Origin of the sequence: Microlunatus sp. GCM10028923, assembly GCF_042666975.1 — a bacterium.
Lineage (GTDB): Bacteria > Actinomycetota > Actinomycetes > Propionibacteriales > Propionibacteriaceae > Microlunatus.
This window is the reverse complement of sequence record NZ_JBHTFF010000005.1, coordinates 302,011-328,902: the sequence shown is the minus strand read 5'-3', so window position 1 is coordinate 328,902 and position 26,892 is coordinate 302,011. Positions and strand designations below refer to the sequence as shown.

Genomic DNA, 26,892 nt, shown 5'->3' with positions numbered 1-26,892 from the left:
AGAGGCAGCACAGGCCGACGTTCGACGAAGGAGATCGACTGTGCTGGAGCCCGCGAAGCGCTACACCGGCTACACGGCGTACGACTACCTGGAGGCCGGCAAGGACTTCCGGGAGTTCCGCTACGCCAAGCAGCTCAACCGAGTCCCGGAATACACGGGCCTCGACCTCAACGACGCCCAGCGTGAGCGCACCCGTCGCCTGCTGGCGGACGAGAAGGTGATCTCGCTCCATGATCACGTCCAGGTGTTCCCGGAGGACATGGGGCAGCTGCGTGATCACATCCGGCAGGGCCGGGAACCGACCGGCTACGAAGGCCTGTCCCGGTCCGGGCTGACCGCCGTGTTCGACAACGGGATGGACGGCACCTGCTGCATCAGCAGTGACGCCGGCTGGAAGTACACCGACGTCCTGTTCGACCTGGGCGTCCGGATGGCCGACCTGGCGCACCAGGACTTCGTGATCAAGGGCGAGACGCTGGCGGACCTCGAGTACGCCCACCAGACCGGCCGGATCGCGCACGTCTTCGCGCTCGAGGCCTCGACCATGATCGAGAACGAGGTCGACCGGCTGGATGTCCTGTACGGGTTCGGGGTCCGGCAGATGGGCATCGCCTACTCCGAGGCGAACACGCTGGGCAGCGGACTCAAGGAGCGCCGCGACGGCGGGCTGACGTACTTCGGCGAACGTGCCGTCGAGCGGATGAACAAGCTGGGCATCGCGATCGACATCTCGCACTCCGGCGACCAGACCTGCGTCGACGTGATCAAGGCGTCCAAGAAGCCGGTCTTCATCACCCACGCCGGTGCCCGGTCGGTCTGGCCGACGAACCGGATGAAGACCGACGAGACGATCACCGAATGTGCCAAGCGCGGCGGCGTGATCGGGCTCGAGGCGGCGCCGCACACGACCCTGTCGCCGCAGCATCCCCGGCACTCGCTGGAGTCGGTGATGGATCACTTCGTCTACTGCGTCGACCTGGTCGGCCTGGAGCACGTGAGCTTCGGCCCGGACACCCTGTTCGGTGATCACGTCGGACTGCATCACGCGTTCGCCGGCAACCTGTCGATCGGGCAGGCCCATGCCGGCGTCGAGTTCGAAGAAGTCGAGTACGTCGACGGTCTGGAGAACCCCGCCGAGGAGTTCTTCAACATCATCGGCTGGCTGGTCAAGCACGACTACTCCGACGACGAGATCCGGGCCGTCGTCGGCGGCAACACGCTGCGGGTTCTCGAGGAGGTATGGATCTGATGGACCCGCGTCCGCGCGCACGTGCCAACGCTCTGATTCTGCTGGCCGGGGCGGTGATCATGATCATGGTCGCCGCCTGCGCGCCGACCGCCCCGACCGGCCCCGCCGGCGATCCGGCGGCACCGAGCGGCGGTGCCGTGGCCGACCCGACCCTGACGATCGCGACGACCACCGACGTGGTCAACTACAACCCGCTGATCGGCAACAGTCGCAGCGACTATTGGATCACCAACCTGATGTACCCGCATCTGCTCGGCATCGCCGACAACGGCAGCAAGACGGCCCATCTGGCGACCGAGTGGGGCTACGTCGACCCGACCACCGGGTTCTACGAGATCCGGGACGACTTCACCTGGAGCGACGGCACCAAGCTGACCGCCGAGGACGTCGCCTGGACCCTGAACACGGTGAAGCAGGACAAGCCGTCCGGCACCTTCTACGGCCAGCTGGCCAACTTCGAGTCCGCCGAGGCGGTCTCGGCCACCCGGGTCGAACTGAAGCTGTCCAAGCCGGACACGTCGATCATCGAAGAGATCGGCTTCTGGGGCAACATCGTGCCGAAACACGTGTTCGGCAAGGCGAAGTCGGTCGCCACGTTCGCCAACGACGGGTCCGACGGTGGCTGGGTCAGCGCCGGCCCGTACCAGCTGAAGAGCGTCCAGGTCGGCCAGAGCTACACGCTGGACCGGGTGGACGGCTACCCGCTGGTCGAGGGCGGCAAACCCGGCCCGAAGCAGGTCGTCTACCGGGTCTATCCGGACGTGAACACCGAGATCCTCGCCCTGCAGAGCGGCGAGGTGGACGTGATCGCGAACGCGCTGCCGCCGGCCCAGGTGGAGAAGCTGCGCAGCACGGCCGGGGTCAAGATCGCCGAGTCCAAGGGCCTCGGTTACGCCCACCTGACGTACAACATGACGAAGCCGGACCTGGCCAAGGTCGAGGTACGGCAAGCCCTCGCCCACGCGGTCGACTACAACGCGATCCGCACCGTGGTGTTGCAGGGCCAGGCCGTCTCGACCGGGCACAGCCCGCTGATGCCGGTGCTGTCGGACTACCACGATCCGTCGATCACCGAGTACCCGTTCGATACGGCCAAGGCCCGTCAGCTGATGGAGCAGGCCGGCTACCAACCGGGTGCGGACGGCATGTTCGAGCCGAGCTTCCGGCTGATCTATTCCTTGCAGGACAGCGTCACCGACCAGTGGGTGACGATGATCAAGGACTCCGCGGCCGAGGCCGGGATCAAGATCGAACTGCAGGGGATGGAGCGGAACACCTACCTCGCCAAGACCGACAAGGGTGACTTCGACATCTACGCCGGCAACTTCGCGATCATGGACGACCCGGTCACCAACATGTCCCTGACCTACCTGCCCGGTGGAGTGATCAACTACAGCTACGTCGACGACCCGGCGCTGAGCAAGCTGATCAACGACGCCGCGGTGACTCAGGACAAGCAGCAGAAGATCACCCTGATGCGCCAGGCGGCCAAGATCGTCCGGGACCAGATGTACGACAACATCATGTACACGCAGAACCTCTACTTCGCCTACTCCGACGAGTGGGACGGGTTCCAGGCCAAGCCGTCCGAACTGTTGTCGATCGTCAATCCCGAGTCGGTGGCCGGCGCCGCCAAGGTCAAGTGACCCGGTGCTGAGGTTCGTGCTGGCCCGGCTCGGTCGCGGCGTGCTCACGGTCTGGTTCGCCGTGACCGTGACGTTCCTGATGCTGCGCCTGCTGCCGGGCGATCCGGCCCTGGCGCTGGCCAGCACGAACATGACGGCCGAGACCCGGGCGGCGATCCTCGCCTCCTACGGGCTGGACCAGCCGCTGCCGGTCCAGTACGGCCTCTACCTCGGCCAGTTGCTCCAGGGCAACCTCGGGATCTCTTTCACACAACAGATCCCGGTCGCCGACGTGCTGCTGGCCCGGTTGCCGTGGACGCTGCTGCTGGCCGGCACCGCGCTGGTGCTGACCGTGGTGATCGGCATCCCGCTCGGCGTGCTCGCCGCGTCCCGGCGCGGCGGGCTGCTGGACCGGGCGGTGCAGATCTTCGGCGTCACCGGCCAGTCGATCTTCGTGCCGAGTCTCGCGGTGCTGCTGCTGTTCCTGTTCGGGCTCCGGCTGGGCTGGCTGCCGATCGGCGGCGCCTACGACACCGGGGTCTACGGCACCGCCTGGTACGGCAACGTGCTGCGGCACCTGATCCTGCCGGCGGTGTCGCTGATGTTGATCCAGCTCGGCTCGTACGTACTGACGATGCGCTCGACGCTGATCGAGGCGCTCGGCGAGGACTACGTGACGCTGGCCCGGGCGAACGGGCTGTCGCCGGCCCGGGTGCTCTGGAAGCACGCGCTGCGCAACGCACTGCTGCCGGCGACCACCCTGATCGGGCTCCAGCTCGGCTTCCTGGTCGGCGGCGCGGTGCTGACCGAGACCGTGTTCGCCTACCCGGGCATCGGCCGGGTGATCTACGAGGCGGTGACCCAGCTCGACTACGCCGTGCTGCAGGGCGCGTTCCTGCTGCTCGCGCTGACCGTGGTCGCGGCGAACATGATCACCGACCTGGTCTACGGCTTCCTCGACCCGCGGGTGCAGACATGACCGCCGTGACCACGCCCGCCGTGGAGAGCCCGCGTTCGGCCACCTGGCACGCCTTCCGGCGGGAACCGCTCGGCGTCTTCGCCGGTGCCATCCTGATCGTGCTGATCCTGGTCGCGGCGGCCGCTCCGCTGCTCGCCCCGTACCCGGCGAGCTACGGCGTCGACGTGCTGCGGCCGCCCGGCGCCGACTACTGGTTCGGCACCGACGCCCTGGGCCGGGACGTCTACGCGTCGGTGGTCTGGGGCAGCCGGCAGAGCCTGCTCGTCGCCTTCGCCGCCTCGGCGATCGCGATCGTCATCGGCACCCTGCTGGCCGTGGTGGGCGCCTACCTGCGCTGGCTGGACAAGATCATCAGCGTGCTGGTCGACCTGGTGCTGTCGCTGCCCGTGCTGCCCCTGATGATCTTGACCGCGGCCCTGGTCGGGCCCAGCACCGGCACGATCATCGCGGTCGTCGCGGCGTTCTCCTGGCCGGAGGTGACCCGGATCGTCCGGTCCCAAGCGCTGACCGTGGTCGGGCTGCCGTACGTCGACGCGGCGCGGCTGATGACCACCTCGCCGGTCTGGATCATCGGGCGGCACGTGCTGCCCGCGGTGACGCCGGTGATCGTCGTCTCGGTCGTGGTGACCGCGTCCCGGGCCGTGCTCTCCGCGGCTGGCCTGGCCTTCCTCGGCCTCGGTGACCCGAACACCTGGTCCTGGGGCAGGATCCTCTACGAGGCCCAGCAGTCCGGCGCGATGTCCAGCTCCTGGTGGCTCACGCTGTTCCCGTCGGCGGCGATCCTGCTCCTGGTGCTGTCGGCGACCTGCCTCTCGATCGCGTACAACGATGCCCGCAACCCAAGATCACGGAAACGCTGAGGAGCCGCCGATGTCCGGAACCGATACCACCGCCGAGTTCGCCCGCGCCGACGGCGACGCCGACATGATCATGATCAACGGCAACCGGCTCGCCGTCGAGGTGCTCGGGCCCGAGGGCGCGCCGGTGATCATCACGCACCACGGCGCGCCGGGGCTCGGCTCCCGGGCGGAGCCGAAGGCCAGCTTCGGCCGGCTCGCGGATGCGTACCGGGTGGTCGTCTTCGACGCCCGCGGCTCCGGCCAGAGCGAAGGAAACGGCACCTTCAGCCACGAGCAGTGGGCCGCCGACCTCGACGCGCTGCGGGAGTGGATCGGCGCGGACCGGATCTGCATGGCCGGCGGCTCGTACGGCGGCTTCATGGCGATGGAGTACGCGATCCGCTACCCGGACCGGGTCGCCGCCCTGGTGCTCCGCGACACCGCACCGGACAACGCGCACGCGGAGCTGGCCCGGCGCAACGCGCTCGCCTCCGACCGGGTCAAGGTGGACATCGCCAAGTTCGACCGGATCGATGCCGGCCAGGTCGCCGACGACGATGATCTTCGCGACTGCTGGCGGGAGATCCTTCCGCTGTACGACTTCCACTACGATCCGGCCTCGGTGGAGCGGAAGGTCGCTGCGACCCCGTACCGCTATCAGGCGCACAACTACGCGTTCTCGACCAACCTGCCGAACTACGACCTGAAGCCGCAGCTGCCGGGGATCACCGCGCCGACGTTGATCACGGTCGGCCGCACCGACTGGATCACCCCCGTATCCTGCAGCGAAACGATTGGCGGATTGATCCCCGACTCGCGGCTGGCGATCTTCGAGCGGTCGGGGCACTCGCCACAGATCGAGGAGGCGGACGCATGGACGAGGACGGTGCGGGACTTCCTGGCCGAGGTGTATCCGGGGATCTCCACGTCTACGACGCGCTGACCGCACCCGTGGATCTTCGTGTCATCGACGATCTCACCGAGCTCGACCGGCGGATCATCGTCGCCCTGCAGCAGAACGGGCGGGCCAGCTGGACCTCGATCGCGGAGATCATCGGGTCGTCGGTGGCCACCGTCACCCGGCGCGGCCAGCAGCTGATCACCGACGGCGTCGTCAAGATCACCGTGCTGCCGACGCCGAGCAGCTTCGGCCAGGTCGACATGTTCGTGGTCCGGATCAACTGCACCCCGGGGACCCAGCTCGAGGTCGCCCGGGCCCTGGTCTCCCGGCCGGACGTACGGTTCCTGTCCCTGGTCACCGGCAAGTACGACATCGTCGCCGAGATCATGGTCCGCGGCGGCGCCTCGCACTACCCGGACCTGATCTCGCCGCTGCAGTCGATCGACGGGATCGAGCGCTGGCGCAGCGACCTGCTGCTGCACGTCTACAAGGTGGGCCATGACTGGAGCCGGCAGTTGCTCACCGAGCGGCTGGCCTCCGAACCGGGCGAACCGCCGGCCAGTACGCCGGCCGAGTGCGCCCCGGACCACTTCGACGACGTCGACTGGCAGATCCTGGCGGCGCTGAAGCAGGACGGCCGGACCACCTTCAAGGCGATCGGCGCCGAGCTGGGGATGAACGAGAGCAGTGTCCGCCGCAGGTTCGAGCGGATGCGGCAGAACCGCTGCGTGGACGTGATCACCCTGGTGCCGGCCGCGGCGCTCGGGATGGGCGCGGAGACCTTGATCATCGTCAAGGTCCGGCCGGGCTACCTGGACGGGGTCGTGGACGGGCTGGTCCCGCATTCGTCGGTGCGCTATCTGTCCGCGACGCTGGACCAGAACTCGTTGTTCTGCGAGGTGATCGCGGGCAGCAATGAGGAGCTCTACCGGTTCATCACCGAGACGCTGTCCCACCTCGAGGGCGTCGAGGGCTGGGAGGCGAGCATGGAGCTGCTCAATCCGAAGCGCGGCTTCGTCGAGACGCCGTGGTGGCGTACCCAGGTCGGCGCCCGCGGTCTGCCGGGGATCTCCTAGCGGAGCTTGGCGCCGTACACGTGGTCGACCTTCAGCACCAGCAGCACCCGACGGTCGGACACCATCACCGACCGGTACTCGTCCCAGTCCGGATGCTCGCCACCCGCCTTGCGGTAGTAGTCGACCAGCGCCTCCACCTCGGGGCCGGCCGGGTCGGTGCCCGGTCCGATCAGGGTGGCCGGGCCCTCGGCGGTGGCCCAGGAACCGCCGTCGGCGCTGGTCACCTCCAGGGCGGCCCGCGGGTCCCGGCGCAGGTTCGCGGTCTTGGCGCGGCCCTCGGTGATCGAGACCAGGATCGTCTCGTTCTCCCGGTCGTAGAAGGGCGTCACCGGCGACAGTTGCGGCAGTCCGTCGGACTTGATCGTCGCCAGCACGCCGAGGCTGCTCGCCGCGAGCAGGTCGCGGGGGTCGAAATCGGTCACGTCAGGCTGCAAGCCCGGTCCGCCGCCGGTTATTCCCGCGCCGGACCGCACCACTAGGCTGACCGCATGCGCGTCCTGATCATCGGTTCCGGCGGGCGCGAGCACGCGCTCGCCCTCGCGATCGCAGCAGATCCGGCGGTGGACGAGGTCCACGTCGCCCCCGGCAACCCGGGGATCGCCGAGATCGCGACCCTGCACCCGGTCGATCAGCTGGACGGACCGGCCGTCGCCGCGCTGGCCGTCCGGCTCGCGGCCGACCTGGTCGTGGTGGGGCCCGAGGCGCCCCTGGTGGCCGGCGTCGCCGACGCGGTCCGGGAGGCCGGGATCGCCGTCTTCGGTCCCTCCGGCGCGGCCGCCCGGATCGAGGGCAGCAAGGCGTTCGCCAAGGAGATCATGGCCGCGGCCGGGGTGCCGACCGCGGCATCCCGGAACTGCTCCACCCAGGCCGAGATCGAGGCCGCGCTGGACGAGTTCGGCCCGACCTACGTGGTCAAGGACGACGGGCTGGCCGCGGGCAAGGGCGTCGTGGTGACCGACGACCGGTCGCTCGCGCTGGAACACGCGCTGCGCTGCGCGCCGGTGGTGATCGAGGAGTTCCTGGACGGGCCCGAGGTGAGCCTGTTCGCGATCTGTGACGGCACCGAGGTACGACCACTGCGCCCGGCCCAGGACTTCAAGCGGGCGTACGACGACGACGCGGGCCCTAACACCGGCGGGATGGGCGCCTACACGCCGCTGCCGTGGGCGCCCGATGATCTTGTCGCCGACGTACTGGCCGCGGTGCTGCAGCCGACCGTGGACGAGCTGCGCCGGCGCGGCACGCCGTTCGTCGGCCTGCTCTACGCCGGCCTGGCGCTGACCGGCCGCGGCACCCGGGTGGTCGAGTTCAACGCCCGGTTCGGCGACCCGGAGACTCAGGCCCTGCTGCCGCTGCTGCGGACGCCGCTGGCCACGCTGCTGGCCGCCGCGGCCGCCGGCGAGCTGGCCGGGCAGCCCGAACTGGAGTGGGCCGACGGCGCCGCCGTGACGGTGGTGCTGGCCAGCCAGGGTTATCCGGAGGCGCCGCGCAGCCTCGATCCGCTGTCCATCCCCGAACTTCCGGACGGCGTGCACGCGGTGCACGCCGGTACCGCGCTCGATGATCAAGGTCGGCTGGTCAGCTCCGGCGGCCGGGTGCTGGCCGTGGTCGGCACCGGCGCCGATCTCGGGTCGGCGCGGGAGCTGGCGTACCGGGGGATCGAGCGGATCGGCCTGGACGGATCCTTCTATCGGCGTGACATCGGGGCTGCAGCGGCGGCCGCCGACAATCAGCCAGGTCCGTCCGCGGAGCGGAGCGGGGGATCCAAAGGGGGTCGCCCCCCTTTGCTGAACAGAGTAGGGAGTTGATCATGGTGGTGCCGAATGTGCTGGCTTCGCGCTATGCGTCGGAGGCGATGCGCGCGATCTGGTCGCCGGAGCAGAAGATCATCGCCGAGCGCCGGCTCTGGCTGGCCGTGCTCGCCGCCCAGCGTGATCTCGGGGTCGACTTCGGCGGCGACGACCCGGCGACCGTCATCGACGCGTACACCAAGGTCGTCGAGCACGTTGATCTCGCCTCGATCGCGGAGCGGGAGCGGGTCACCCGGCACGACGTCAAGGCCCGGATCGAGGAGTTCAGCGACCTGGCCGGCTTCGAGCACGTCCACAAGGGCATGACCAGCCGGGACCTCACCGAGAACGTGGAGCAGCTGCAGCAGCTGGATTCGCTGCGGTTGGTCCGGGACCGGATCGTCGCCGTGCTGGCCCGGCTGGGTCGCCTCGCCGTCGAGTACGGGGAGCTGGCGATGGCCGGCCGGTCGCACAACGTCGCGGCCCAGATCACCACGCTGGGCAAGCGGTTCGCCACCGCCGCCGACGAGTTGATCATCGCCTACCGGCGGATCGAGGAGTTGATCACCCGCTATCCGCTGCGCGGGATCAAGGGCCCGGTCGGCACCGGCCAGGACATGCTCGACCTGCTCGGTGGGGACGCTGCCAAGCTGGCCCAGCTGGAGCAGCGGGTCGCCGCGCACCTCGGCTTCGACGCGGTGCTGACCAGCACCGGCCAGGTCTACCCGCGCTCGCTGGACTACGAGGTGGTCACCGCGCTGGCCCAGGCCGCCGCCGCCCCGTCCAACGTGGCCACCAGCATCCGCCTGATGGCCGGGCACGAACTGGTCACCGAGGGCTTCCGACCCGGCCAGGTCGGCTCCAGCGCGATGCCGCACAAGATGAACACCCGTTCCTGCGAGCGGGTGAACGGGCTGTCGGTGATCATCCGCGGCTACGTCTCCATGATCGGCGAGCTGGCCGGTGATCAGTGGAACGAGGGCGACGTCTCCTGCTCCGTGGTCCGCCGGGTCGCTCTGCCGGACGCCTTCTACGCGCTGGACGGGCTGTTCGAGACCTTCCTCACCGTGCTGGACGACTTCGGCGCCTACCCGGCCGTGATCGACGCCGAGCTGCGCCGCTACCTGCCGTACCTGACCACCACCAAGATCTTGATGGCCGCGGTCCGGAAGGGTGTCGGCCGGGAGGCCGCGCATGAGGCGATCAAGGAACACGCGGTCGCCGTCGCCCTTGATCAACGCCAGTCCGGCAGCCCCGGGAATGATCTTTACGACAGGCTCGCCGCCGACCCGCGGCTCGGCCTGACCCGGGCCGACCTGGAAGCCCTGGTCGCCGACCCGCTCGACCTGGCCGGCGTGGCCCCGCAGCAGGTCCAGGCCCTCGCTGCCCGGATCGCCGAGATCACCGAAACCCACCCCGAAGCCGCCGGCTACACCCCCGGCCCCACCCTCTGACCGGTCCATGATCACGGCCGACGACTGGACCTACATCGTCACCGACATCGAGACCGACGGGCCGTGGCCCGGTCCGAACTCGATGCGATCCTTCGCCTCCGTCGCCGTCACGGCGTCCGGCGAGCGGCACGGAGTCTTCGAGGCGGTGCTGGAACCCCTGCCCGGTGCGGCACCGAACCCGGACACGCTGGCCTGGTTCCAGACCCAGGGCGAAGCGTGGGCGGCCGCGACCACCGACCCGAGGCCGGTTGCCGAGGTGCTGGCCGACTTCACGGCCTGGGTCGCCCAGCTGCCCGGCCGGCGGATGTTCGCTGCCTGCCCGATCGCGTTCGACGGCACCTGGTTCGACTACTACCTGCGCCGCTACACCAGGTACGGCCTCGCCCAGGGGCCGTACGAGTCGGAGCGGCTCTTCGACGGCCCCGGCCTCTGCCTGCGCAGTTATGCGGCGGCGGTGACGGGACTGCCGGTCGCCGACGCCGGCCCGGAGACGCTGCCGCCGGCCTGGTTCGGCGACGTGCCGCACACCCACCGTGCCATCGACGACGCCCTCGGCTACGCCAACCTGCTCGTGGAACTGTTCCGGCGGTCCGCGGCCGCGACCAGCTGACTTCCTCGCCGAATCGAGTAGGGCTCGCCGCACTTCATCGAGTGGACGCAAAAGGCAGCCATCCGCGCCCAGACCTGCCATAAGCGTCCACTCAGTGTCGAACAGAGACGCCCGATGGTTCGCTTGACTTCATATTTCCGATCGGTAATATGTTCTGCATGAGCGCGTACGCCGCCCTGGCCGAGCCGCATCGCCGGCAGATTCTGGATCTGCTGCGTGACGGGGAGCGGGCTGCGGGGGACCTGGTGCAGCGGCTCGATCTCAGCCAGCCGGGCGTGTCCAAGCACCTCAAGGTGCTGCGGGAGGCCGGACTCGTCGTCGTACGGGCGGAGGGGAAGCAGCGGCTCTATGCGCTGCGGCCGGAGCCGTTGGCCGAGGTCGATCGCTGGCTGGAGCCGTACCGCGCGTACTGGTCGAGTCGTCTCGACGCCCTGGAACAACACCTTGAGGAGAACCCATGACCGACGGAACCCTGGAAACGATCGACGGCCGCCCGGCCCTGCGCTTCGAGCGGGTGCTGCCGCACTCGGTGGAGCGGGTCTGGCGGGCGGTCAGCATCCCGGCCGAGCTGGTGAACTGGTTCCCGGCCGCGGCCGACTGGACGCCGGCGGTCGGCGAGACCTTCGAGGCCGGTGGCGCGGTCGGCGAGGTCACGGAGGTCGACCCGCCGCACCGGCTGGCCTGGACCTACGCCGGCCAGGTGCACAGCTTCGACCTGACTGCCGAAGGTGACGGCACCCGGCTCGTCTTCATCCACGTGGTCGGCGACGGGATGCCGCTGGCGCAGACCGCGACCGGTTGGCACACCTACCTGTCCCGGCTGGAGCCGCACCTGGCCGGCCAGCCGGTCTCGGAGGAGGTCGCGCACCAGGCCTGGGCGGAGGCCCACGAGCGGTACGCCGCGGCCTTCGGCGTCGACCCGGCCCCGGGCCGCGCCTTCGCCGCTGCGCTCAAGGCCAACGCCGAGGGCGCCGGTCAGGGCTGATCGGCGGCCGTGAATCCGGTCGCCGCGGCGAACTCGCGATACCAGTGCGCCGCCTGCTCGCGCTGCCGGCGCCAGTCGTTGAACTGCTCGCCGGGGTCCCGGTCCAGGTCATAGAACTGGCCCCGGTCCAGCCGCCAGTCGGCCCCGCCGCGCAGCTCGGTGAAGCCGCCGGAACCCGTACCGAGGATCGCCTTGCCGGGCCCTCGGCGGAGCGCCAGCATGCCGTTGAGCGCCTGCATCCCGAGCAGCCGCTCGGCCGGCTCCGGCTCGGCGGCACCGAGCAGGCCCGCGAAGGAGACGCCGTCCACCGGTGTCGGCGCCGCGGTCCCGGCGGCGGTCCGCAGCAGCGTCGGATACAGGTCGAGCAGCGACACCGTCCGGTGCGACTCGGCGGTCGCGAGGCCCGGCCCGTCGATGATCAGCGGGACCCGGTGACCGGCCTCCCAGATGTCCGCCTTCTGGCCTCGCCAGGGGCCGTTCGGCCGGTGCCGGAAGGTGTCGCCGTCGTCGGGATAGCAGACCGGGGCACCGTTGTCGCTGGTGAAGACGACGATCGTGTCGTCCCGGGCCGGGCCGAGCGCGCCGAGGATCCGGCCGACCAGGTGATCGAGGAAGACGACCGCGTCGGCCCGCCGGCCGAGCCCTGTCGCGCCCTGGAACTCGGCCGGCGGAACGCACGGCCGGTGCGGCGACAGGGTGGCGACCACGGCGAGGAACGGGTCGCCCGCGGCCGCCGCGGAGCCGATCCAGCGGGCCGCCTCGTCGACGACGGTCAGGTCGACCCGGTCGTCCCGCCAGCCGGGGACGGTGAGACCGGGCCGCTGCCCGGTTTCCCGTACGTCCTTGTCCTCGGTCGGGAGCTCGACGGTGCGGTCCTGGTCGAGGAAGCAGTACGGCGGCATGTCGAGCGAGGCCGAGATGCCGAAGAACCGGTCGAAGCCGCGCCGGGTCGGGCCGTCGTCGAACCCGGCGGCGTAGTCGACGTCGTAACCGGGATCGGGAGCGCCGGCCGGGATCGGCTCGCGGTCCGGCCGCCGGTGCCAGCCGAGCCCGAGATGCCACTTGCCGAACATCCCGGTCCGATAGCCGAGGCCGCCGAACGCATCGGCCAGGGTCGGCGGGCCGGGATCGAGCAGCGGCGCGTCCAGGCCGCCGAGCACGCCGTGCTTGATCCGGCTCCGCCACGGATACCGGCCGGTCAGCAGTGCGTACCGGCTCGGCGTGCAGACCGCCGACGCCGCATGCGCGTCGGTGAACCGCACCCCGCGGCCGGCCAGGGCATCGATGTTGGGGGTCGGGATCGCGGCCGCGCCGTAGCAGCCGGTGTCGGCCCAGCCGAGGTCGTCGGCCAGGATGATCACCACGTTGCGCCGGGCGGTCATCGCGGCCTCGTCTCGTACGCCCGCTGGTGCAGGTCGACGTAGTCCTGGACGCCGATGCCGGCGAGTTGATCAAGGTAGGCCTGCCAGTCGGCCTCGTCGTCGACCCGCCGCCGGCCCAGCGAGAACTCCGCCGTCGCGGTCCGAACCGCGGCAGCCAGGGCGGCCCCAAGATCGGCCCGGCGAGCCGCGTCGGCCTCGTCGAAGATCAGCGGTGGCAGCTGATGTTCCTTGGGCTGTTGGAATTTCTGGTACGTCAGCGCGTCCCGGTAGAGCCGGCCGGCGAGGGTGGGCCGGGTCGGGTCGTCCCGCTGGCTGAGCCGGAAGTCGTTGGAGCGGTACATCACCGAGTTCTGGCTCCAGGACTGCCCGGCCGGCGGCGGGAACTCCTTCAGGTCCCAGATCGCCTGCCGCCCGTCGATGCCACGATCGGCCGGCTTCGCCCAGTCCCAGTTCTCGCCCGGAGTGCCGCCGTACGCGCGCAGGGTCGCCTCCAGCTCCAACTGCGCGTCGGCCCACCGGACCAGGGTCTCCGGGCTGCGGCAGGCGCTGGTGATCACCAGGCCGGCCGCGTCGCGGATGCCCGAGTAGTGGTCCCAGGCCGCGTAGCGGACCCCGTCCGGGCCGGCCAGCGGCGGCAGCGCGACGTAGTCCGTCCAGCGGCCCTCCCGGCCCGGGGTGACGTCGACGAAGGTGATCCAGGCGAACGCGCGGACGGCGCCGAACCGGCCCTGGTTGCCGACCCGACGCATCGCGTCGTCGGTCATGGTGAACGCCTCGGGAGTGATCAACTTCTCGTCGGCCAGCGACCGCAGGTAACGCAGGCCGGCCCGCCACTCCGGCTTGGTCGCCTGGAACGCGACCCGATCGCCGTCCAGGGCCAGCCAGCCGCCGCTCGGCGTACCGCCGGGGTTGTAGAGGAAGGCGTTCATCACGAAGCCGTCGATCGGCTGGTTCACGCCGGCACCGAACGGGATCATGCCGCCGGTCCCGCTCGGGTCCCGATCCCGGAACAACCGGAGCACCTCGGCGAACTGGTCCAGGTCGGTCGGCACCTCGGCGCCGACCCGCTCCAGGTAGGCCTGGTTGATGTAGGAACGTCCGGTCGCGGCGCGGCACTGGAAGCAGTCGTTGAGGCCGCGGAACTGGTAGATCCCGCCGTCGGTGGCCTTGCTCAGGGTGCGCAGGTCCGGGTAGTCGGTCATCGCCTGCTTCAGCTGCGGGGCCTGGGTCTCCAGGTACGGGTCGAGCCGAGTGAGTGCGCCCTGCTGGCCGTACAGCGAGATCTGGTCGTCGGTCAGCGGGATGCCGAGGAAGGCGTCCGGCAAATCGCCGGAGGCGAGGATCGCGTTGATCTTGGTCAGGTCGGTCGAGCCGTCGGAGCCGGTGACCAGCACCGTCTGGAAGTCGATCTTGACGCCGGTGCGCTGCTCCAGCCAGCGGGTGAAGCCGTTCCGGGCCCAGTCACCGACCACCTCGGCGTCCTGCCGGACCACCACCCGGAACGGCGCCGTCGGGTCACCGAACGGCTCCACGGTGCGCGCCCGCGGGCCGGTGTACGGGTCCGGATAGTCGATCCCGGCCGTCTCGGGTCCGAGGTCCACCGGGCTGCCGGTCGGTCCCTCGGCGCCGCTGCCGCCGGTCGGTTCGCCGGGGGCGCAGCCGGCCGCCGGCACGGTCAGTACGGACAGCCCGGCCAGGCCGCCGGCGAGCAGCCGACGCCGGGGCAGCGATCCATCGTTCATGATCACCAGTCGATCAGGGACCGGCTCCGCGGACCATTGGTTAGAGTCATGATTTGTGGTAGCGAATTCAGATACGCCGCTGCCGACCGGAACCCGGCCGCGGCTCGCCTTTGCCGGTCTGATGGCGATCCGGCCGGGCCGGCACCAGTACCGGCTGCCCGACCTGTGGAGTCTGCTTCAGGTGAACTATCCGGCTCGGGCGATCCTCAACGGGCATCAGGTGCAGCTCCGGCCCGGCACGGTGATGATCATGGAACCGGGGGTTCCGAAGGACTACCGGCACACCCGGGCGAGCAGCCACTACGTGGCGCACTTCCGCTGCCCGGCGCCGCCACCGGACGCGCCGCGGGTGCCGATGGCGTTCGACCCGGGCGACCTGGCGGCCGGGGTACGGGACCGGTTCGCCGTGGTGACCCGCTGCTTCGCCGAGGATCGCGACCGGGCCGAGATCGCCCTCTGGGACCTGCTGTTCCTGATCGGCGACGCCTACCGGCCGGCCGGGCCGCCGGACGTGATCGCGACGCTGGTCGAGCGGATCGAGGCCAACCTGCACACCCGGCTCTCGGTCCGGGACCTGGTCGCGTCGACCGGCTACTCGCACGGCCACCTGCTGGCGCTGTTCCGGCAGGCGCAGGGCGACTCGATCGTCGGCTACATCCGCCGGCGCCGGATGCAGCAGGCGCAGCAGTTGCTGGCCACCGACATGCCGATCGCGGTGATCGCCGGCCAGCTCGGCATGCCGGACCTGCAGGCGTTCAACAAGGCCGTCCGGCAGCACTTCGGCTGCGGCCCGCGGGAGCTGCGTGCCCGGCTCCGCTGATCACCGCAACGACACGCCGCACGGGACCGCCGACACACCTTGCCCCGTTGACCGCCCGGCCGGGGGCTTCCTAGAGTTCCGCGATTGTGCATACCTTCGCAGAACTCGCCCGAGCGGAGTTCCGGAGGTTCAGCAGCTACCGGATGGCGGTCGTTGCCGGCGTGTTCACCAACTCGGTCTTCGGATTCATCCGGGCCAGCGTGCTGTTGGGTGCGGTGGACAGTGCCGGTGGTGATCTTGGTGGCTACACCAGGGAGCAGGCGTCCAGCTATGTCTGGCTGGGGCAGGCGCTGCTCGCCTCGGTGGCCATCTGGGGCTGGTCGGAGATCGCCGACCGGGTCAAGAACGGCGACATCGCCGTCGACCTGGCGCGTCCGGTGGACCTCTACTTCTCCTGGTGGGCCAGGGATCTCGGCCGCGCTGCCTTCACGCTGCCGGCCCGCGGGCTGCCGCCGTTCCTGATCGGCGCGCTGGTGATGGGCGTCGCGCTGCCGCCGACTCCGCTGTCGTACCTGATCGGAGTGGTCAGCATGGTGCTGGCCGTCTCGATCAGCTTCACCCTCAAGTTCTTGATCAACCTGGCCGCCTTCTGGGTGATCGACATCCGTGGTCTGGTCGGCGTCTCGGTGGTGGTCAGCAGCTTCTTCTGTGGGCTGTTCGTCCCGGTCCACCTGTTCCCGGACTGGCTCCGGACGATCGCGTACGCGACGCCGTTCCCATCCATCCTGCAGTTCCCGATCGACGTGTTCTCCGGTCGCGCCTCCGGCTTCGCTGCGCTGCAGGTGATCGGCGTCCAGGCGGCATGGCTGGCCGGGACCTTCGCCCTGGCCCGGCTGGTGCAGCACCGGGCGTCGCGACGATTGGTGGTGCAAGGTGGCTGAGTTGTCCGTGATCGACTCGTACCGGACGGTGATCGGCTCGCGGATCCGGGCCCAGGCCTCGTACCGGCTGAGCTTCACCGTCGAGACCTTCAATTCGATCTTGGTCGGGATCGTCGAGTTCGCCGAGATCTATGTCCTGCTGGCCAACGTGCCGCAGCTCGGCGGGCTCAGCCTGGCCCAGGCGGCGCTGGTGTTCGCGCTGGCCAACCTCGGCTTCTCGATCGCCGACATGATCTTCGGCCAGCTCGACTCGATCCCGCAGTACCTGCGGATGGGCCGGCTGGAATCCTTCCTGGTCCGGCCGATGCCGTTGATCACCCAGATGATCACGTCCGACCTCCAGCTGCGCCGGCTCGGCCGGGCCCTGGTCGGCCTGGTCATCCTGGTGATCGCCTGGGTCGCCCTGGGGCTGCCGATGACACCGAGCACGCTCTATCTGTTGATCATCACGCCGATCACCGGCGCCGCGATCTACGGTGCCATGTTCACCCTGGCCGGCGGGATCCAGTTCTACGTGATCGACGGGGCCGAGTTCACCAACGCGTTCGTCTACGGCGGCGGCTACGCCGGCCAGCTGCCGGGCAGCGTGCTGCTGCTGCCGGTCCGGGTGCTGTTCACGTTCGTCATCCCGGCCACCGTGACCGCCTACCTGCCGGCGTTGTTGATCATGGGCGAACCCGGGCCGGCGCTGCTGCCGAGCTGGCTCGGCTGGTTCGCCCCGCTGTTCGCGATCTGGGCCTGGCTGCTGGCGGCGTTCGCCTGGCGGTCGGGAGTCCGCAAGTTCACCGGAGCCGGAGGTTAAACCGTGACCGAACCGATCATCGAGTTCACCGACCTGCGCCGGACCTTCGTGGTCCGGACCAAGGCCGGCCTGCTGCGCCGGGCCAAGCGTGAGGTGCACGCCGTCGACGGGATCAGCGTCACCATCCAGCCGGGCGAGGCGTGCGGCTACATCGGCGCCAACGGGGCCGGCAAGTCCACCACGATCAAGATGATCACCGGGATCCTGGTGCCGTCCGCGGGCCGGGTCCGGACCTGCGGGATGGAGCCGGTGGCCAACCGGCGCCGGCTGGCCCGCGAGATCGGCGTCGTGTTCGGCCAGCGCAGCCAGCTCTGGTGGGACCTGCCGCTGCGGGAGTCGTTCCGGATCCTGGCCGCGATCCACCGGATCCGGGCCGAGGACGCGCGGCCGCGGATCGACCAGCTGATCGCCGACCTGGCGCTCGGGGACCTCCTCGACACCCCGGTCCGGCAGCTGTCGCTCGGCGAACGGATGCGCGGTGAGGTGGCCGCCGCGCTGGTGCACCGGCCGCGGCTGCTGGTGCTCGACGAGCCGACGATCGGCCTGGACATGATCAGCAAGGAGCGGCTGCGCAACTTCCTCCAGGCCGAGCGGGCCCAGCAGGGTACGACGCTGCTGCTGACCACCCACGACATGGGCGACATCGAGCGGCTCTGCGAGCGGGTGCTGGTGGTGGACCACGGGCGGCTCGCGTACGACGGAACCCTGAACGGCCTGGCCGAACGGGTCGCGTTACAACGAGTGCTGGTGGTCGATCTCACGGCTGCCCACGCACCGCTGGCGGTGGCGAGCGCGGAGACGATCGGGACGGAGCTGGACGGCCAGCGGCAGCGGCTCGCATTCTCGCCGGATCAGACGACGGCGGCGCGCGTGCTGGCCGAGGTCTCGGCCCAGGCCGAGGTGGTCGACCTGACCCTGGAGGAGCCGGCGATCGAGGAGATCGTCCGCACTCTCTACCACGGTCAGGTCGCGTCCTGACGGATCAGGCGAAGGCGAAGTCGTCCTCGCCGACCCGGAGCCAGGTCCAGATGGTGGTGCCGGTCGCGATGGCGAGCCGGCGTGCAGTCTGCAGATTGATCGAAGTGGCACCGCTCAGGATGTCCTTCAACAGTTCGAGTGCGATCCCCGATCGGGCGGCAAACCCGGCGACCCCCCAGCCGCGAGCCTGGATTTCCTCGGCCAGGTAATCGGCCGCGGTGGGTGTGGGAAGAGTGATCTCCTTCATGATTCTTGTCTCCTTCACGACTCTGGCCGCTACTGAACACCTGACGTCTGACAGTGCCGGCCGGTATCGGGTGCAACGTCTCGATGACCGGGCCGGGTTCCGCAGGGTGACCCGGTTCACAACCGGGTCGAGCCCTCTTCCGGGATCAACAGCCAGCCGCCGATGTAGATGAGGATCTGCGGTCCGGGCAGCAGCATCGACAGGACGAAGATGATGCGGACCACGTTGGCGGAGATGCCGAACCGGCGGCCGATGGCCGAGCACACCCCCGCGATCATCCGGTCGGTGCGCGGTCGGGCGAGGCTAGCCATGGTGTCCTCCTGGACTGGATCGGGTTCCTTCGTTGAACCCACTCTGCCGTATCCGTACCCACCTGAAGGCCGTTGTGCAGGCATCCTCCGGGAGCCGCTCAGGGACCCGATGGGTGAGACCCCGAGAGGTCGGCCGTCCCCGGATGTGGACACGTTCGGCAACCCTGTCCTCGGGGCGCTGCTGAGCGCTGTAGGTTAGCCCTCAAGGCCGTGGTTACTCACCTTCTCCGCTAACCCTTGGCCTGAACCTGGGCGGCTTCGGGGGTTGCTGCGATGTACCTTTCTCCGGACGAGGTAGGCGAACGTGGTTCATCCGCGCCGAGCGGTTGTTGACGACGCGGATAAGGCTGCGCCGACAACCCTTCCGGTACGGGAATCGGCCCCGGTATCCGAGCCAGCGCGCGATCCCGCGCGCCGAGCGGTGGCAGGGCGGGCGGCGGTACCCCAGACACCAGCACAGCACTACGCGCGGCCGCCGAGATCGGCCGACGACACCGGCGAACCCCCGATGAGTCCCGCGGATCCGGCACCGGGCGCGCGACGCTCCGGTCCCGTCGATCCGGCCGTCGGCAGTCGCCGCTCCGAACCCGGTCGTGCCGCGGCACCGCCCTCGCGTGGGTACGCCGACCAGCCGGGACGACCGGCCGCGCCGAGCCACCCCGCGGCTCCGACCCGTTCCGCCGCGCCGCCCCGGCCGGCGGAACCGGGCCGTTCGGTGACCCCGGGACGGTCGACGGGCCTCGATCCCTCGCGTCCGGTCCAGCCCGGCCGGGCCGCGGAGCCCGGTCGTTCCGCCGAGTCGCCGCGGGCGTCCCGTTCCGCCGTGCCGGCCCGGTCGGCCGCCACGCCCTCGCGGCACGCGGACCAGGCGCCGAGCCGCCGGGCCGCTCCGCCCGAACCCGCCTCGGGTGCCAGGGCCAGGGCCGCCGCACCGTCCACACCGACCTCCGCGAGCCGCCGGGCGGCCGAAGCGTCGCCCGCCGGGAGCCGTCCGGATCGTCCCTCGCGGGCCTATCAGGAGCCGGGCCGCGGCGCGGCCCACGACCCGGACCGCTCGGCGCAGGACTCGCGGGATTCCTGGCGTCCGGCCCGGTCCGTCGCCCCCGAGCCGTACCGGGCGCCGGAACGCCCCGTCGCCCCGGAACGCCCCGTCGCCCCGGAACGCCCTGTCGCCCCGGATCGGTCCTTCACCCCCGGACGGTCAGCGGCACCCGAACGCTCGTCGACAGCCGAGCGGTCGTCGGCGCCGGAACGCTCGGCCGTACGGGAGCGACACCCCTCGTCGGAGCCGGTTCGCCCGCCCCGCGCCGAGCCGACGACGCCGGAGCGCTCCGATCTTTCGGCACGTTCGGACCGCGCCGTCCGGTCCGAGCCCGTACCGCCTCGGGTCGCGGAGCCACGGACCACGACGTCCCGCGCCGCCGAGCAGCAGCCGCCGTCGTCCCGGTCGGCCGACCCGGTCCGGCCGTCCCGATCTGCCGCCCCGATCCCGTCGGCGCGGATCTCCGATCCGACCCCGTCCCGCGACTCCGGCACGTCACCGCTGTCGCTGCCGTCGCCCATCGCGATCGACAGCTCGTACTGGAAGGACACCTCGTCCACCACGGACCTGTTCGGTTCCTCGGCACCCGCCCGGCCGGCCACCCCGCCGAGCCGTCCGGCCGAGCCGGAACGGCCGCCCGCCCGGGCCTCATCGCGACCGGTCGAGGTGTCCCCGGCGGCCCGGGAGACGCCGGCCCGGGAGTCCCTGGCTGCGCGCTCCGAGCCGACGCCGAGCCGCGGGGCCGAACCTTCGCGCCCCGATCCCGCACCGGACCGGGCCGTGCACCCCAGCGAGCGCTCCTTCGAGGCCCTGATCTCCGGTGCCCCGGTGCCGACCGGGCGGCCCTCGCGGCGGTCGGCCGCCGCGGCCCAGCCCAGCCCGGCCGAGCCCGCGGAACGCACCACCCGCTTTGCCGCCGATGCGCCGCCGCGACCGGAACCCCGGGACCGGTCCGAACCGCCGCCCGGCCCGGAACGCCGGATCGACCCCAGCTCGTGGCTCGCCCCCGAGACCCGCGGCAAGCCTGACCCGCGGACCCGGCCGGAGCGCCGGGAACGGCCCGAGCCGGTCGCCCGGCCGGAGCCGAGGCAGCGGTCCCGCCCCGAACTGGAAGCCCGCCCCGAGCCGGGGGCCCGCGGCCGCGGCCGGCGCTCCGGGGCCCGCAGCGGTGCGCTCCAGGTCGACGCCAACCTGATGCCGGCGGTCGACGTCGAGCCGATCCTGATCGACGGGCTGAGCAAGCAGTTCGACGACCGATGGGCGGTCCGGGACCTGTCCTTCACCGCCCAGCCGGGCCGGGTCACCGGCCTGCTGGGGCCGACCGGCGCCGGCAAGACGACGACGCTGCGGATGCTGGTCGGGCTGACCCGGCCGGCCTCCGGTACGGCGACGTTCGGCGACCACTCCTACGCCGGCCTGCGGCACCCGCAACGCCGGGTCGGTACGGTGCTCGGCCGCAACTTCCACCCGCGGCACAGCGGCCGGGACCACCTCCGGGTGGCGGCCGCGACGGCCGGGGTCAGCGACGAGCAGGTGGACGACCTGCTCTACCTGGTCGGCCTGGCCGACGCGGCGGCCCGGCCCGCGGAGACGTACTCGCTCGGGATGCAGCAGCGGCTGGCGATCGCAGGCGCCCTGCTCGGCGAGCCGGACTACCTGATCCTGGACGAGCCGGCGATCGGGCTGGACCCGGAGGGGATCCGCTGGCTGCGCGCCTTCCTGCGTTCGTTCGCGGCGACCGGGCGGGTCGTGCTGATCTCGTCCCACCTGCTCAAGGACGCCCAACAGATCGTCGACGACGTGGTGGTGATCCGGGACGGCCGGCTGCTCGACACGATCGACATGGCCGGGCTGGCCGCGACCGGCGTCGGGACCACCCGACTGCGGGTGGACGACCTGAGCGCCGCCCGGACCGCGCTGGCCGACCTGGCCGAGACGATCGTCTGCAATGACGAGGACGGCCGCTTCCTCCGCGTACGAAGCCAGGACGTGACCGAGATCGGGTTCCGGCTCTACCGCTCCGACATCATCGTGTATGAACTCGTCCGCGAGGAACTGGACCTGGAGCAGCTGTTCTTCAGCGCGCTCGAGGGCGCTGCATGATCCGTGTCCTGCGAGCGGAGCTCCTCAAGGTCCGGGCCGACCGGCCGAGCCGGGTGCTGGTGCTGCTGGGTCTGTTGCTCGGTCTGGGCTCCGCGGTCCTGGCCGGCCTGCTGGTGATCCAGCCCGAACTGGCTGCCGGGCAGCCGGTGACGGTGCTGAGCCGGGAGCCGAGTGCGGTGATCGCCATCCTCAACGGGGCCATCCCGATGACCCGGATCCTGGCCGTCGTGTCCGGCGTGATGGCGATGTGCCGGGAGTACAGCCACAAGACGCTCGCGCAGACGTACCTCTCCACCCCGAACCGCTACAGCGTGATCGGCGCCAAGGCCGGCGCCCAGCTGCTGGTCGGCCTGATCATCGGGCTGATCAGCGTCGTCATCGGCCTCGTCGTCGCGATCGGTTTCGTGATCGCCTGCGGCGGTTCGTTGTTCCTGGACCAGGGCGGGACCTGGGGTGCGCTGCTGCTCGGGGTGCTGTCGGTCACCGTCTGGTCGCTGATCGGCTGTGCCGCCGGCGTGCTGATCCGCGACGTCGTGATCACGCTCGCCGTGGTGCTCGGATTCTGCTTCCTGGTCGACCCGACGCTGTCCGCGATCTTCGCCCAGCAGGGCTGGACGCTGGTCCAGAATCTGCTGCCCGGCGGCGCCACCGCCGCGATGGTGCAGAGCCACAGTCCGCTGATGATGCTGAGCGCGAACCCGTTCCCGCCCGGACTGGCCGCGCTGGTGCTGATCGGCTGGTGTCTGGTTCCCGGCGTGATCGGGACGCTGCTCACCATCCGCCGCGATGTCGAGTGATCGGCGAGCTGCCGATAGGATTCCGAGCATGGCGCGCGTAGTGGTGGATGTGATGCCGAAGCCGGAAATTCTCGATCCGCAGGGCAAGGCCGTCACCGGCGCACTCGGTCGACTCGGCTTCTCGGGGATCTCGGTCCGGCAGGGCAAGCGATTCGAGCTGGAACTGGACGGGGAGGCGACCCCGGAGCGGCTGGCCGAGGTGGAGAAGGCGGCGGAGACGCTGCTGGCGAACACCGTGATCGAGACCTTCACGGTCCGGGTCGAGGCCGACTCCGAGGAACCGGCGGCCGCGGAGGTCACGGCCTGATGCCTCGCATCGGCGTCGTCACCTTCCCCGGTTCGCTCGACGACCAGGACGCGCTGCGCGCGATCCGGCTGACCGGCGCGGAGTCGGTCCCGCTGTGGCACGGCAGCGACTCGCTGGACGGGGTCGACGCGGTGATCCTGCCCGGCGGCTTCTCGTACGGCGACTATCTGCGCTGCGGTGCGATCGCCCGGTTCGCCCCGATCATGACCGAGGTGATCAGCTCGGCCCAGGCCGGGATGCCGGTGCTCGGCATCTGCAACGGCTTCCAGATCCTCTGCGAGGCACACCTGCTGCCCGGGGCGCTGGTCCGCAACGATGTCCGGACCTTCGTCTGCCGGGACCAGCGGCTGCGAGTCGAGTCGACCGACACCACCTGGACCTCGGCGTTCGAGCAGGGCCAGGAGATCACCATCGTGCTCAAGAACGGTGAGGGCGGGTACGTCGCCGACGAGCCGACCCTGGACCAGCTCGAGGGCGAGGGCCGGGTCGTGTTCCGCTACCTGAACGGCAACCCGAACGGCTCGTACCGCGACATCGCCGGGATCTGCAACGAACGCGGCAACGTGGTCGGCCTGATGCCGCACCCGGAGCACAACGTCGAGACCCTCACCGGACCGACCACCGACGGCCGGCCGTTCTTCGAGAGCGTCCTGAGTTTCCTCGCCGCCCGGGCCTGACGGCCCCGTACCTAGGAATTGTCACGTGGCCGACACCGTTGAGAACGCGATCAAGACGCCTGACCAGGAACAGCCCTGGGCCGACCTCGGAGTGAAGGCCGACGAGTACGAGCGGATCCGGACCATCCTGGACCGCCGGCCGACCTCGGCCGAGCTGGCCATGTATTCGGTGATGTGGTCCGAACACTGCTCGTACAAGTCGTCCAAGGTGCACCTGCGCCGGTTCGGTGAGCTGACCCAGGAGACGCCGGTCGGCAAGATGCTGGCCGGGATCGGCGAGAACGCCGGCGTGATCGACGTCGGCCAGGGCTACGCGGTCACGTTCAAGATCGAATCGCACAACCACCCGAGCTACGTCGAGCCGTTCCAGGGCGCCGCGACCGGGGTCGGCGGCATCGTCCGCGACATCCTGGCCATGGGCGCCCGGCCGATCGGCGTGATGGACTCGCTCCGGTTCGGCCCGCTGGACGCACCGGACACCGCGCGGGTGCTGCCCGGCGTGGTCGCCGGCGTCGGCCAGTACGGCAACTGTCTCGGCCTGCCCAACGTCGGCGGCGAGGTGGCGTTCGATCCCACCTATCTTGGCAACCCACTGGTCAACGCCCTGTGCGTCGGCGTGCTGCGGCACGAGGACCTGCACCTGGCGCATGCGACCGGCACCGGCAACAAGGTGATCTTGTACGGCGCCGCGACCGGTGGTGACGGCATCGGCGGCGCGTCGATCCTGGCCTCGGAATCCTTTGCGGACGGCAGTACGGCGAAGCGGCCCAGTGTCCAGGTCGGCGACCCGTTCATGGAGAAGCTGCTGATCGAGTGCACGCTGGAGCTGTTCGCGGCGGGCGTGATCAACGGCATCCAGGACTTCGGCGCGGCCGGGATCTCCTGCGCCACCTCGGAACTGGCCGCGGCCGGCGACGGCGGCATGCACGTCGAGCTCGACCTGGTGCCGCTGCGGGACCCGACGCTGGCGCCGGAAGAGATCCTGATGAGCGAGTCCCAGGAACGGATGATGGCGGTCGTCGCACCGGCCGACGTCGAGAAGTTCATGGAGATCTGCGCCAAGTGGGACGTCCAGGCGACCGTGGTCGGCGAGGTGACCGGCGACAAGCGGCTGGTGATCGACTGGCACGGCGAGACGATCGTCGACGTCGATCCCCGTACGGTGGCGCACGAGGGGCCGGTCTACGAACGCCCGCTGGCCCGGCCGGACTGGCAGGACGAGGTGCAGGCCCGCGGCGTCGATGATCTTGCCCGGCCGGAGACCGGCGAGGAGCTCGCCGAGACGCTGCTCCGGCTGGCCGGCTCGTCCGCCCTGTGCGACCGGTCCTGGGTGACCGATCAGTACGACCGCTATGTCCGCGGCAACTCGGTGCTGGCCCAGCCCGAGGACGCAGGCATGATCAGGATCGACGAGCAGTCCGGGCTCGGCGTCGCGCTGGCGACCGACTGCAACGGCCGGTTCTGCTACCTGGATCCCTACCAGGGCGCGAAACTGGCGCTGGCCGAGGCGTACCGCAACGTCGCCGTGTCGGGTGCCCGCCCGGTCGCGGTGAGCGACTGCCTCAACTTCGGCTCACCCGAGGAACCCGCCGTGATGTGGCAGTTCTCGGAGGCGATCCGCGGCCTGGTCGAGGCCTGTGGCGAGCTCGGCACGCCGGTCACCGGCGGCAACGTGAGCTTCTACAACCAGACCGGCGACGTGGCGATCCTGCCGACGCCGGTGGTCGGCGTACTCGGCGTGATCGACGACGTGACCAAGCGGACGCCGTCCGGCTTCCAGCAGGCCGGCGACGTGATCTTCCTGCTCGGCAAGACGGCCGACGAGCTGGCCGGGTCGGTCTGGGCCGGCGTCGTCCATGATCATCTCGGCGGCCGCCCGCCGGAGCTCGATCTCGATCATGAACGCCGGCTGGCCGAGTTGTTGATCACCGGGTCCCGGCGCGGCATCCTGGCCAGCGCGCACGACCTGTCCGACGGCGGCCTGGCCCAGGCCCTGGTGGAAACGACGCTGCGCAACAACCTCGGCGCCACGGTCGAGCTGCCGGCCGGCCCGACCCCGTTCGTGTCCCTCTTCTCGGAGAGCTCCGGCCGGGTGCTGGTCTCGGTCCGCCCGGAGTCGCGCGCCGAGTTCCTCGGCCTCTGCGCCACCCACGGCGTCCCGCGGACCCGGCTCGGTGAGGTGACCGAGGCGGCCGAGCTCGCCGTCACCGACCAGTTCACGCTGCCGCTGGACCGGATCCGGGAGACCTGGACCGCTCCCGTACCCGAGACACTCGGGGTCGCCTGACCTTAGGGGCACCACTGTCGCGAAGGTCCCTCGCTCTGGGCGAAAGTGGCTGAATGCGGCCCTTTCACCCCACAGCGGGGGACTTCTGCGACAACACCCAGCGATCGCGCAGCCGCTCACAGAGGTCCCAGATGGTGTCCCGGGTGTTCTGGTCCAGGACGGCCCTCGGCCACCGGGCCGGGCTGGCCTTGCTGTTGACGTAGCTGCCGGTCCTGACCTCGGAGCCGGAGGCCAGGGAGACGCTGGAGCGGGTGGCGTTGATCAGGGCGCGCCGGCCGTACAGGACGGGCATGGCCCGGCGCAGCAGCGGCACGATCGGGCGGGCGACGGCCGGGTAGGCCTCGGTCGGAAGATCCTGGTTCATCGACGTGTAGGCGTGACCCGGGTACGCGGAGTTCACCGAGATGTCCGTGCCGGCGAGTTCTTCGGCGAAGCGGTAGCTCATCGCCATCGAGGCGAGCTTGGTCTGGTTGTAGAAGGACAGGCCCACGTAGGACTTCTCGCCCTGCAGGTTGTCCAGGTCGATCGGCCCCCGCGGAACGCCGCCGGCGATGTTGATCACTCGTGCCTGCGGTGAATTGATCAGGACCGGCAGCAGCCAGTGGGTCAGGCAGAACGGCGCGACGACGTTGACGGCGAACGCGGTCTCGATGCCGTCCTCGGTCAGTTCCCGCTGCGACCTGGCGGCGCCCGCGTTGTTGATCAGGACATCCAGGCGGTCGGCGCGGTCGGCCAGCTGCCGGGCGAGTCGGTGAACGTCGCCGAGCCGGGACAGGTCGGCCGGAAGGGCCATGACCTCATCGTTGGCGGTGGCCCGGCGGAGTTCGGCGGCCGCGGCCTCGGCCCGGTCCGGGTTGCGGCCGACCAGAATGACGCCGGCGCCGAGCTCGGCCAGCTGCCGCGCGGTCTCCTTGCCGATTCCTCCGGTGCTCCCCGTCACCAGCGCGATCTTTCCCTCCATCGTCATGCGGCACTTCTCCTTCGTGTCACTCGGTGTCAAGATAGACA

Annotated in this window: 28 protein-coding genes; 20 read left to right on the top strand and 8 right to left on the bottom strand. The window is 70.5% G+C overall.

Annotation, left to right across the window (positions count from 1 at the left end):
• The first annotated feature begins 40 nt into the window (after nucleotides 1-40).
• From ACFQU4_RS14785 to ACFQU4_RS14760, 6 genes are read left to right on the top strand one after another with little or no spacing between them, the layout of a single operon-like run.
• Nucleotides 41-1,249 carry a dipeptidase gene (locus ACFQU4_RS14785; RefSeq protein WP_377493083.1) on the top strand — a complete coding sequence of 403 codons (1,209 nt, stop codon included), beginning with the start codon at nucleotides 41-43 and terminating at the stop codon, nucleotides 1,247-1,249.
• A complete protein-coding gene (locus ACFQU4_RS14780) occupies nucleotides 1,249-2,895 on the top strand; it encodes an ABC transporter substrate-binding protein (protein WP_377493081.1) in 1,647 nt (548 codons plus the stop codon). Before ACFQU4_RS14785 ends, ACFQU4_RS14780 begins: the two co-directional genes overlap by 1 nt.
• Nucleotides 2,896-2,899: 4 nt before the next feature.
• Complete coding sequence (locus ACFQU4_RS14775) at nucleotides 2,900-3,853, top strand: ABC transporter permease (protein ID WP_377493079.1); 954 nt, start codon at nucleotides 2,900-2,902, stop codon at nucleotides 3,851-3,853.
• Nucleotides 3,850-4,713 carry an ABC transporter permease gene (locus tag ACFQU4_RS14770; protein ID WP_377493077.1) on the top strand — a complete coding sequence of 288 codons (864 nt, stop codon included), beginning with the start codon at nucleotides 3,850-3,852 and terminating at the stop codon, nucleotides 4,711-4,713. Before ACFQU4_RS14775 ends, ACFQU4_RS14770 begins: the two co-directional genes overlap by 4 nt.
• 10 nt (nucleotides 4,714-4,723) lie before the next feature.
• Nucleotides 4,724-5,635 (top strand): alpha/beta fold hydrolase, encoded by a 912-nt coding sequence (locus ACFQU4_RS14765; protein WP_377493075.1) that lies wholly within the window; start codon nucleotides 4,724-4,726, stop codon nucleotides 5,633-5,635.
• An 8-nt stretch (nucleotides 5,636-5,643) separates the two neighbouring features.
• Complete coding sequence (locus tag ACFQU4_RS14760) at nucleotides 5,644-6,669, top strand: Lrp/AsnC family transcriptional regulator (RefSeq protein ID WP_377493073.1); 1,026 nt, start codon at nucleotides 5,644-5,646, stop codon at nucleotides 6,667-6,669.
• Here the strand turns inward: ACFQU4_RS14760 and ACFQU4_RS14755 are convergent.
• Entirely contained in the window at nucleotides 6,666-7,091 is a 426-nt protein-coding gene (locus tag ACFQU4_RS14755; RefSeq protein ID WP_377493071.1) for a PPOX class F420-dependent oxidoreductase, read from the bottom strand. The genes ACFQU4_RS14760 and ACFQU4_RS14755 overlap by 4 nt on opposite strands.
• A 66-nt stretch (nucleotides 7,092-7,157) precedes the next feature.
• Here ACFQU4_RS14755 and purD point away from each other — a divergent pair, with 66 nt between their 5' ends.
• The 5 genes from purD (at nucleotide 7,158) to ACFQU4_RS14730 (ending at nucleotide 11,508) form a co-directional block, all read left to right on the top strand.
• Nucleotides 7,158-8,477 (top strand): phosphoribosylamine--glycine ligase, encoded by a 1,320-nt coding sequence (purD, locus tag ACFQU4_RS14750; protein WP_377493069.1) that lies wholly within the window; start codon nucleotides 7,158-7,160, stop codon nucleotides 8,475-8,477.
• 2 nt (nucleotides 8,478-8,479) lie between these two features.
• Complete coding sequence (purB, locus tag ACFQU4_RS14745; protein ID WP_377493067.1) at nucleotides 8,480-9,913, top strand: adenylosuccinate lyase; 1,434 nt, start codon at nucleotides 8,480-8,482, stop codon at nucleotides 9,911-9,913.
• 7 nt (nucleotides 9,914-9,920) lie between these two features.
• Complete coding sequence (locus tag ACFQU4_RS14740) at nucleotides 9,921-10,523, top strand: hypothetical protein (RefSeq protein ID WP_377493065.1); 603 nt, start codon at nucleotides 9,921-9,923, stop codon at nucleotides 10,521-10,523.
• A gap of 158 nt (nucleotides 10,524-10,681) precedes the next feature.
• Entirely contained in the window at nucleotides 10,682-10,984 is a 303-nt protein-coding gene (locus ACFQU4_RS14735) for an ArsR/SmtB family transcription factor (protein ID WP_377493063.1), read from the top strand.
• Nucleotides 10,981-11,508: an SRPBCC domain-containing protein gene (locus tag ACFQU4_RS14730; protein ID WP_377493061.1), complete on the top strand. Its 528-nt coding sequence runs from the start codon at nucleotides 10,981-10,983 to the stop codon at nucleotides 11,506-11,508. The genes ACFQU4_RS14735 and ACFQU4_RS14730 overlap by 4 nt, the downstream gene beginning before the upstream one ends.
• Here ACFQU4_RS14730 and ACFQU4_RS14725 read toward each other — a convergent pair.
• Nucleotides 11,499-12,890, bottom strand: coding sequence for an arylsulfatase (locus ACFQU4_RS14725; RefSeq protein WP_377493059.1), 1,392 nt, complete (start codon nucleotides 12,888-12,890; stop codon nucleotides 11,499-11,501). The two genes, ACFQU4_RS14730 and ACFQU4_RS14725, sit on opposite strands and share 10 nt — an antisense overlap.
• Nucleotides 12,887-14,632, bottom strand: coding sequence for a hypothetical protein (locus tag ACFQU4_RS14720; RefSeq protein ID WP_377493057.1), 1,746 nt, complete (start codon nucleotides 14,630-14,632; stop codon nucleotides 12,887-12,889). Before ACFQU4_RS14720 ends, ACFQU4_RS14725 begins: the two co-directional genes overlap by 4 nt.
• Nucleotides 14,633-14,687: 55 nt before the next feature.
• Between ACFQU4_RS14720 and ACFQU4_RS14715 the strand changes: the two genes are divergently transcribed.
• From ACFQU4_RS14715 to ACFQU4_RS14700, 4 genes are all read left to right on the top strand, one after another.
• A complete protein-coding gene (locus tag ACFQU4_RS14715) occupies nucleotides 14,688-15,452 on the top strand; it encodes a helix-turn-helix domain-containing protein (protein WP_377493056.1) in 765 nt (254 codons plus the stop codon).
• A gap of 143 nt (nucleotides 15,453-15,595) precedes the next feature.
• Nucleotides 15,596-16,333: an ABC transporter permease gene (locus ACFQU4_RS14710; RefSeq protein WP_377493054.1), complete on the top strand. Its 738-nt coding sequence runs from the start codon at nucleotides 15,596-15,598 to the stop codon at nucleotides 16,331-16,333.
• Nucleotides 16,326-17,135 carry an ABC transporter permease gene (locus ACFQU4_RS14705; RefSeq protein ID WP_377493052.1) on the top strand — a complete coding sequence of 270 codons (810 nt, stop codon included), beginning with the start codon at nucleotides 16,326-16,328 and terminating at the stop codon, nucleotides 17,133-17,135. Before ACFQU4_RS14710 ends, ACFQU4_RS14705 begins: the two co-directional genes overlap by 8 nt.
• 3 nt (nucleotides 17,136-17,138) lie before the next feature.
• A complete protein-coding gene (locus tag ACFQU4_RS14700; RefSeq protein WP_377493050.1) occupies nucleotides 17,139-18,113 on the top strand; it encodes an ATP-binding cassette domain-containing protein in 975 nt (324 codons plus the stop codon).
• Between the two features lie 4 nt (nucleotides 18,114-18,117).
• Here ACFQU4_RS14700 and ACFQU4_RS14695 read toward each other — a convergent pair whose 3' ends face one another.
• From ACFQU4_RS14695 to ACFQU4_RS14680, 4 genes are all read right to left on the bottom strand, one after another.
• A complete protein-coding gene (locus ACFQU4_RS14695; protein ID WP_377493048.1) occupies nucleotides 18,118-18,360 on the bottom strand; it encodes a transcriptional regulator in 243 nt (80 codons plus the stop codon).
• Nucleotides 18,361-18,476: 116 nt separating this feature from the next.
• Entirely contained in the window at nucleotides 18,477-18,671 is a 195-nt protein-coding gene (locus ACFQU4_RS14690) for a PspC domain-containing protein (protein ID WP_377493046.1), read from the bottom strand.
• A 462-nt stretch (nucleotides 18,672-19,133) separates the two neighbouring features.
• On the bottom strand, nucleotides 19,134-19,610 hold the full coding sequence (locus ACFQU4_RS14685; protein WP_377493044.1) for a hypothetical protein: 477 nt from the start codon (nucleotides 19,608-19,610) through the stop codon (nucleotides 19,134-19,136).
• Nucleotides 19,611-19,685: 75 nt separating this feature from the next.
• Complete coding sequence (locus ACFQU4_RS14680) at nucleotides 19,686-20,618, bottom strand: hypothetical protein (RefSeq protein WP_377493042.1); 933 nt, start codon at nucleotides 20,616-20,618, stop codon at nucleotides 19,686-19,688.
• On the opposite strand from ACFQU4_RS14680, the gene ACFQU4_RS14675 reads away from it, so the two are divergent.
• From ACFQU4_RS14675 to purL, 5 genes are read left to right on the top strand one after another with little or no spacing between them, the layout of a single operon-like run.
• Nucleotides 20,542-21,816: an ATP-binding cassette domain-containing protein gene (locus ACFQU4_RS14675; protein ID WP_377493040.1), complete on the top strand. Its 1,275-nt coding sequence runs from the start codon at nucleotides 20,542-20,544 to the stop codon at nucleotides 21,814-21,816. The two genes, ACFQU4_RS14680 and ACFQU4_RS14675, sit on opposite strands and share 77 nt — an antisense overlap.
• Nucleotides 21,813-22,613: a hypothetical protein gene (locus tag ACFQU4_RS14670; RefSeq protein ID WP_377493038.1), complete on the top strand. Its 801-nt coding sequence runs from the start codon at nucleotides 21,813-21,815 to the stop codon at nucleotides 22,611-22,613. Before ACFQU4_RS14675 ends, ACFQU4_RS14670 begins: the two co-directional genes overlap by 4 nt.
• A gap of 28 nt (nucleotides 22,614-22,641) precedes the next feature.
• Nucleotides 22,642-22,920 carry a phosphoribosylformylglycinamidine synthase subunit PurS gene (gene purS / locus ACFQU4_RS14665; protein ID WP_377493036.1) on the top strand — a complete coding sequence of 93 codons (279 nt, stop codon included), beginning with the start codon at nucleotides 22,642-22,644 and terminating at the stop codon, nucleotides 22,918-22,920.
• Nucleotides 22,920-23,597 (top strand): phosphoribosylformylglycinamidine synthase subunit PurQ, encoded by a 678-nt coding sequence (purQ, locus tag ACFQU4_RS14660; protein WP_377493034.1) that lies wholly within the window; start codon nucleotides 22,920-22,922, stop codon nucleotides 23,595-23,597. Before purS ends, purQ begins: the two co-directional genes overlap by 1 nt.
• Before the next feature lie 25 nt (nucleotides 23,598-23,622).
• Nucleotides 23,623-25,884, top strand: a complete 2,262-nt coding sequence (gene purL, locus ACFQU4_RS14655) for a phosphoribosylformylglycinamidine synthase subunit PurL (protein ID WP_377493032.1) — start codon at nucleotides 23,623-23,625, stop codon at nucleotides 25,882-25,884.
• A 64-nt stretch (nucleotides 25,885-25,948) separates the two neighbouring features.
• On the opposite strand, the gene ACFQU4_RS14650 is transcribed toward purL, so the two are convergent.
• Nucleotides 25,949-26,851, bottom strand: a complete 903-nt coding sequence (locus tag ACFQU4_RS14650; protein WP_377493030.1) for an SDR family NAD(P)-dependent oxidoreductase — start codon at nucleotides 26,849-26,851, stop codon at nucleotides 25,949-25,951.
• Between the last annotated feature and the right edge of the window lie 41 nt (nucleotides 26,852-26,892).

Excerpts from the sequence above, each read along its gene's own strand:
- ACFQU4_RS14780 (WP_377493081.1), top strand. The coding sequence starts at position 1,249 with ATGGACCCGCGTCCGCGCGCACGTGCCAACGCTCTGATTCTGCTGGCC.
- ACFQU4_RS14770 (WP_377493077.1), top strand. The coding sequence starts at position 3,850 with ATGACCGCCGTGACCACGCCCGCCGTGGAGAGCCCGCGTTCGGCCACC.
- ACFQU4_RS14765 (WP_377493075.1), top strand. The coding sequence starts at position 4,724 with ATGTCCGGAACCGATACCACCGCCGAGTTCGCCCGCGCCGACGGCGAC.
- purD (WP_377493069.1), top strand. The coding sequence starts at position 7,158 with ATGCGCGTCCTGATCATCGGTTCCGGCGGGCGCGAGCACGCGCTCGCC.
- purB (WP_377493067.1), top strand. The coding sequence starts at position 8,480 with ATGGTGGTGCCGAATGTGCTGGCTTCGCGCTATGCGTCGGAGGCGATG.
- ACFQU4_RS14740 (WP_377493065.1), top strand. The coding sequence starts at position 9,921 with ATGATCACGGCCGACGACTGGACCTACATCGTCACCGACATCGAGACC.
- ACFQU4_RS14735 (WP_377493063.1), top strand. The coding sequence starts at position 10,682 with ATGAGCGCGTACGCCGCCCTGGCCGAGCCGCATCGCCGGCAGATTCTG.
- ACFQU4_RS14730 (WP_377493061.1), top strand. The coding sequence starts at position 10,981 with ATGACCGACGGAACCCTGGAAACGATCGACGGCCGCCCGGCCCTGCGC.
- ACFQU4_RS14725 (WP_377493059.1), bottom strand. The coding sequence starts at position 12,890 with ATGACCGCCCGGCGCAACGTGGTGATCATCCTGGCCGACGACCTCGGC.
- ACFQU4_RS14720 (WP_377493057.1), bottom strand. The coding sequence starts at position 14,632 with ATGAACGATGGATCGCTGCCCCGGCGTCGGCTGCTCGCCGGCGGCCTG.
- ACFQU4_RS14710 (WP_377493054.1), top strand. The coding sequence starts at position 15,596 with ATGGCGGTCGTTGCCGGCGTGTTCACCAACTCGGTCTTCGGATTCATC.
- ACFQU4_RS14695 (WP_377493048.1), bottom strand. The coding sequence starts at position 18,360 with ATGAAGGAGATCACTCTTCCCACACCCACCGCGGCCGATTACCTGGCC.
- ACFQU4_RS14690 (WP_377493046.1), bottom strand. The coding sequence starts at position 18,671 with ATGGCTAGCCTCGCCCGACCGCGCACCGACCGGATGATCGCGGGGGTG.
- ACFQU4_RS14670 (WP_377493038.1), top strand. The coding sequence starts at position 21,813 with ATGATCCGTGTCCTGCGAGCGGAGCTCCTCAAGGTCCGGGCCGACCGG.
- purS (WP_377493036.1), top strand. The coding sequence starts at position 22,642 with ATGGCGCGCGTAGTGGTGGATGTGATGCCGAAGCCGGAAATTCTCGAT.
- purQ (WP_377493034.1), top strand. The coding sequence starts at position 22,920 with ATGCCTCGCATCGGCGTCGTCACCTTCCCCGGTTCGCTCGACGACCAG.
- ACFQU4_RS14650 (WP_377493030.1), bottom strand. The coding sequence starts at position 26,851 with ATGACGATGGAGGGAAAGATCGCGCTGGTGACGGGGAGCACCGGAGGA.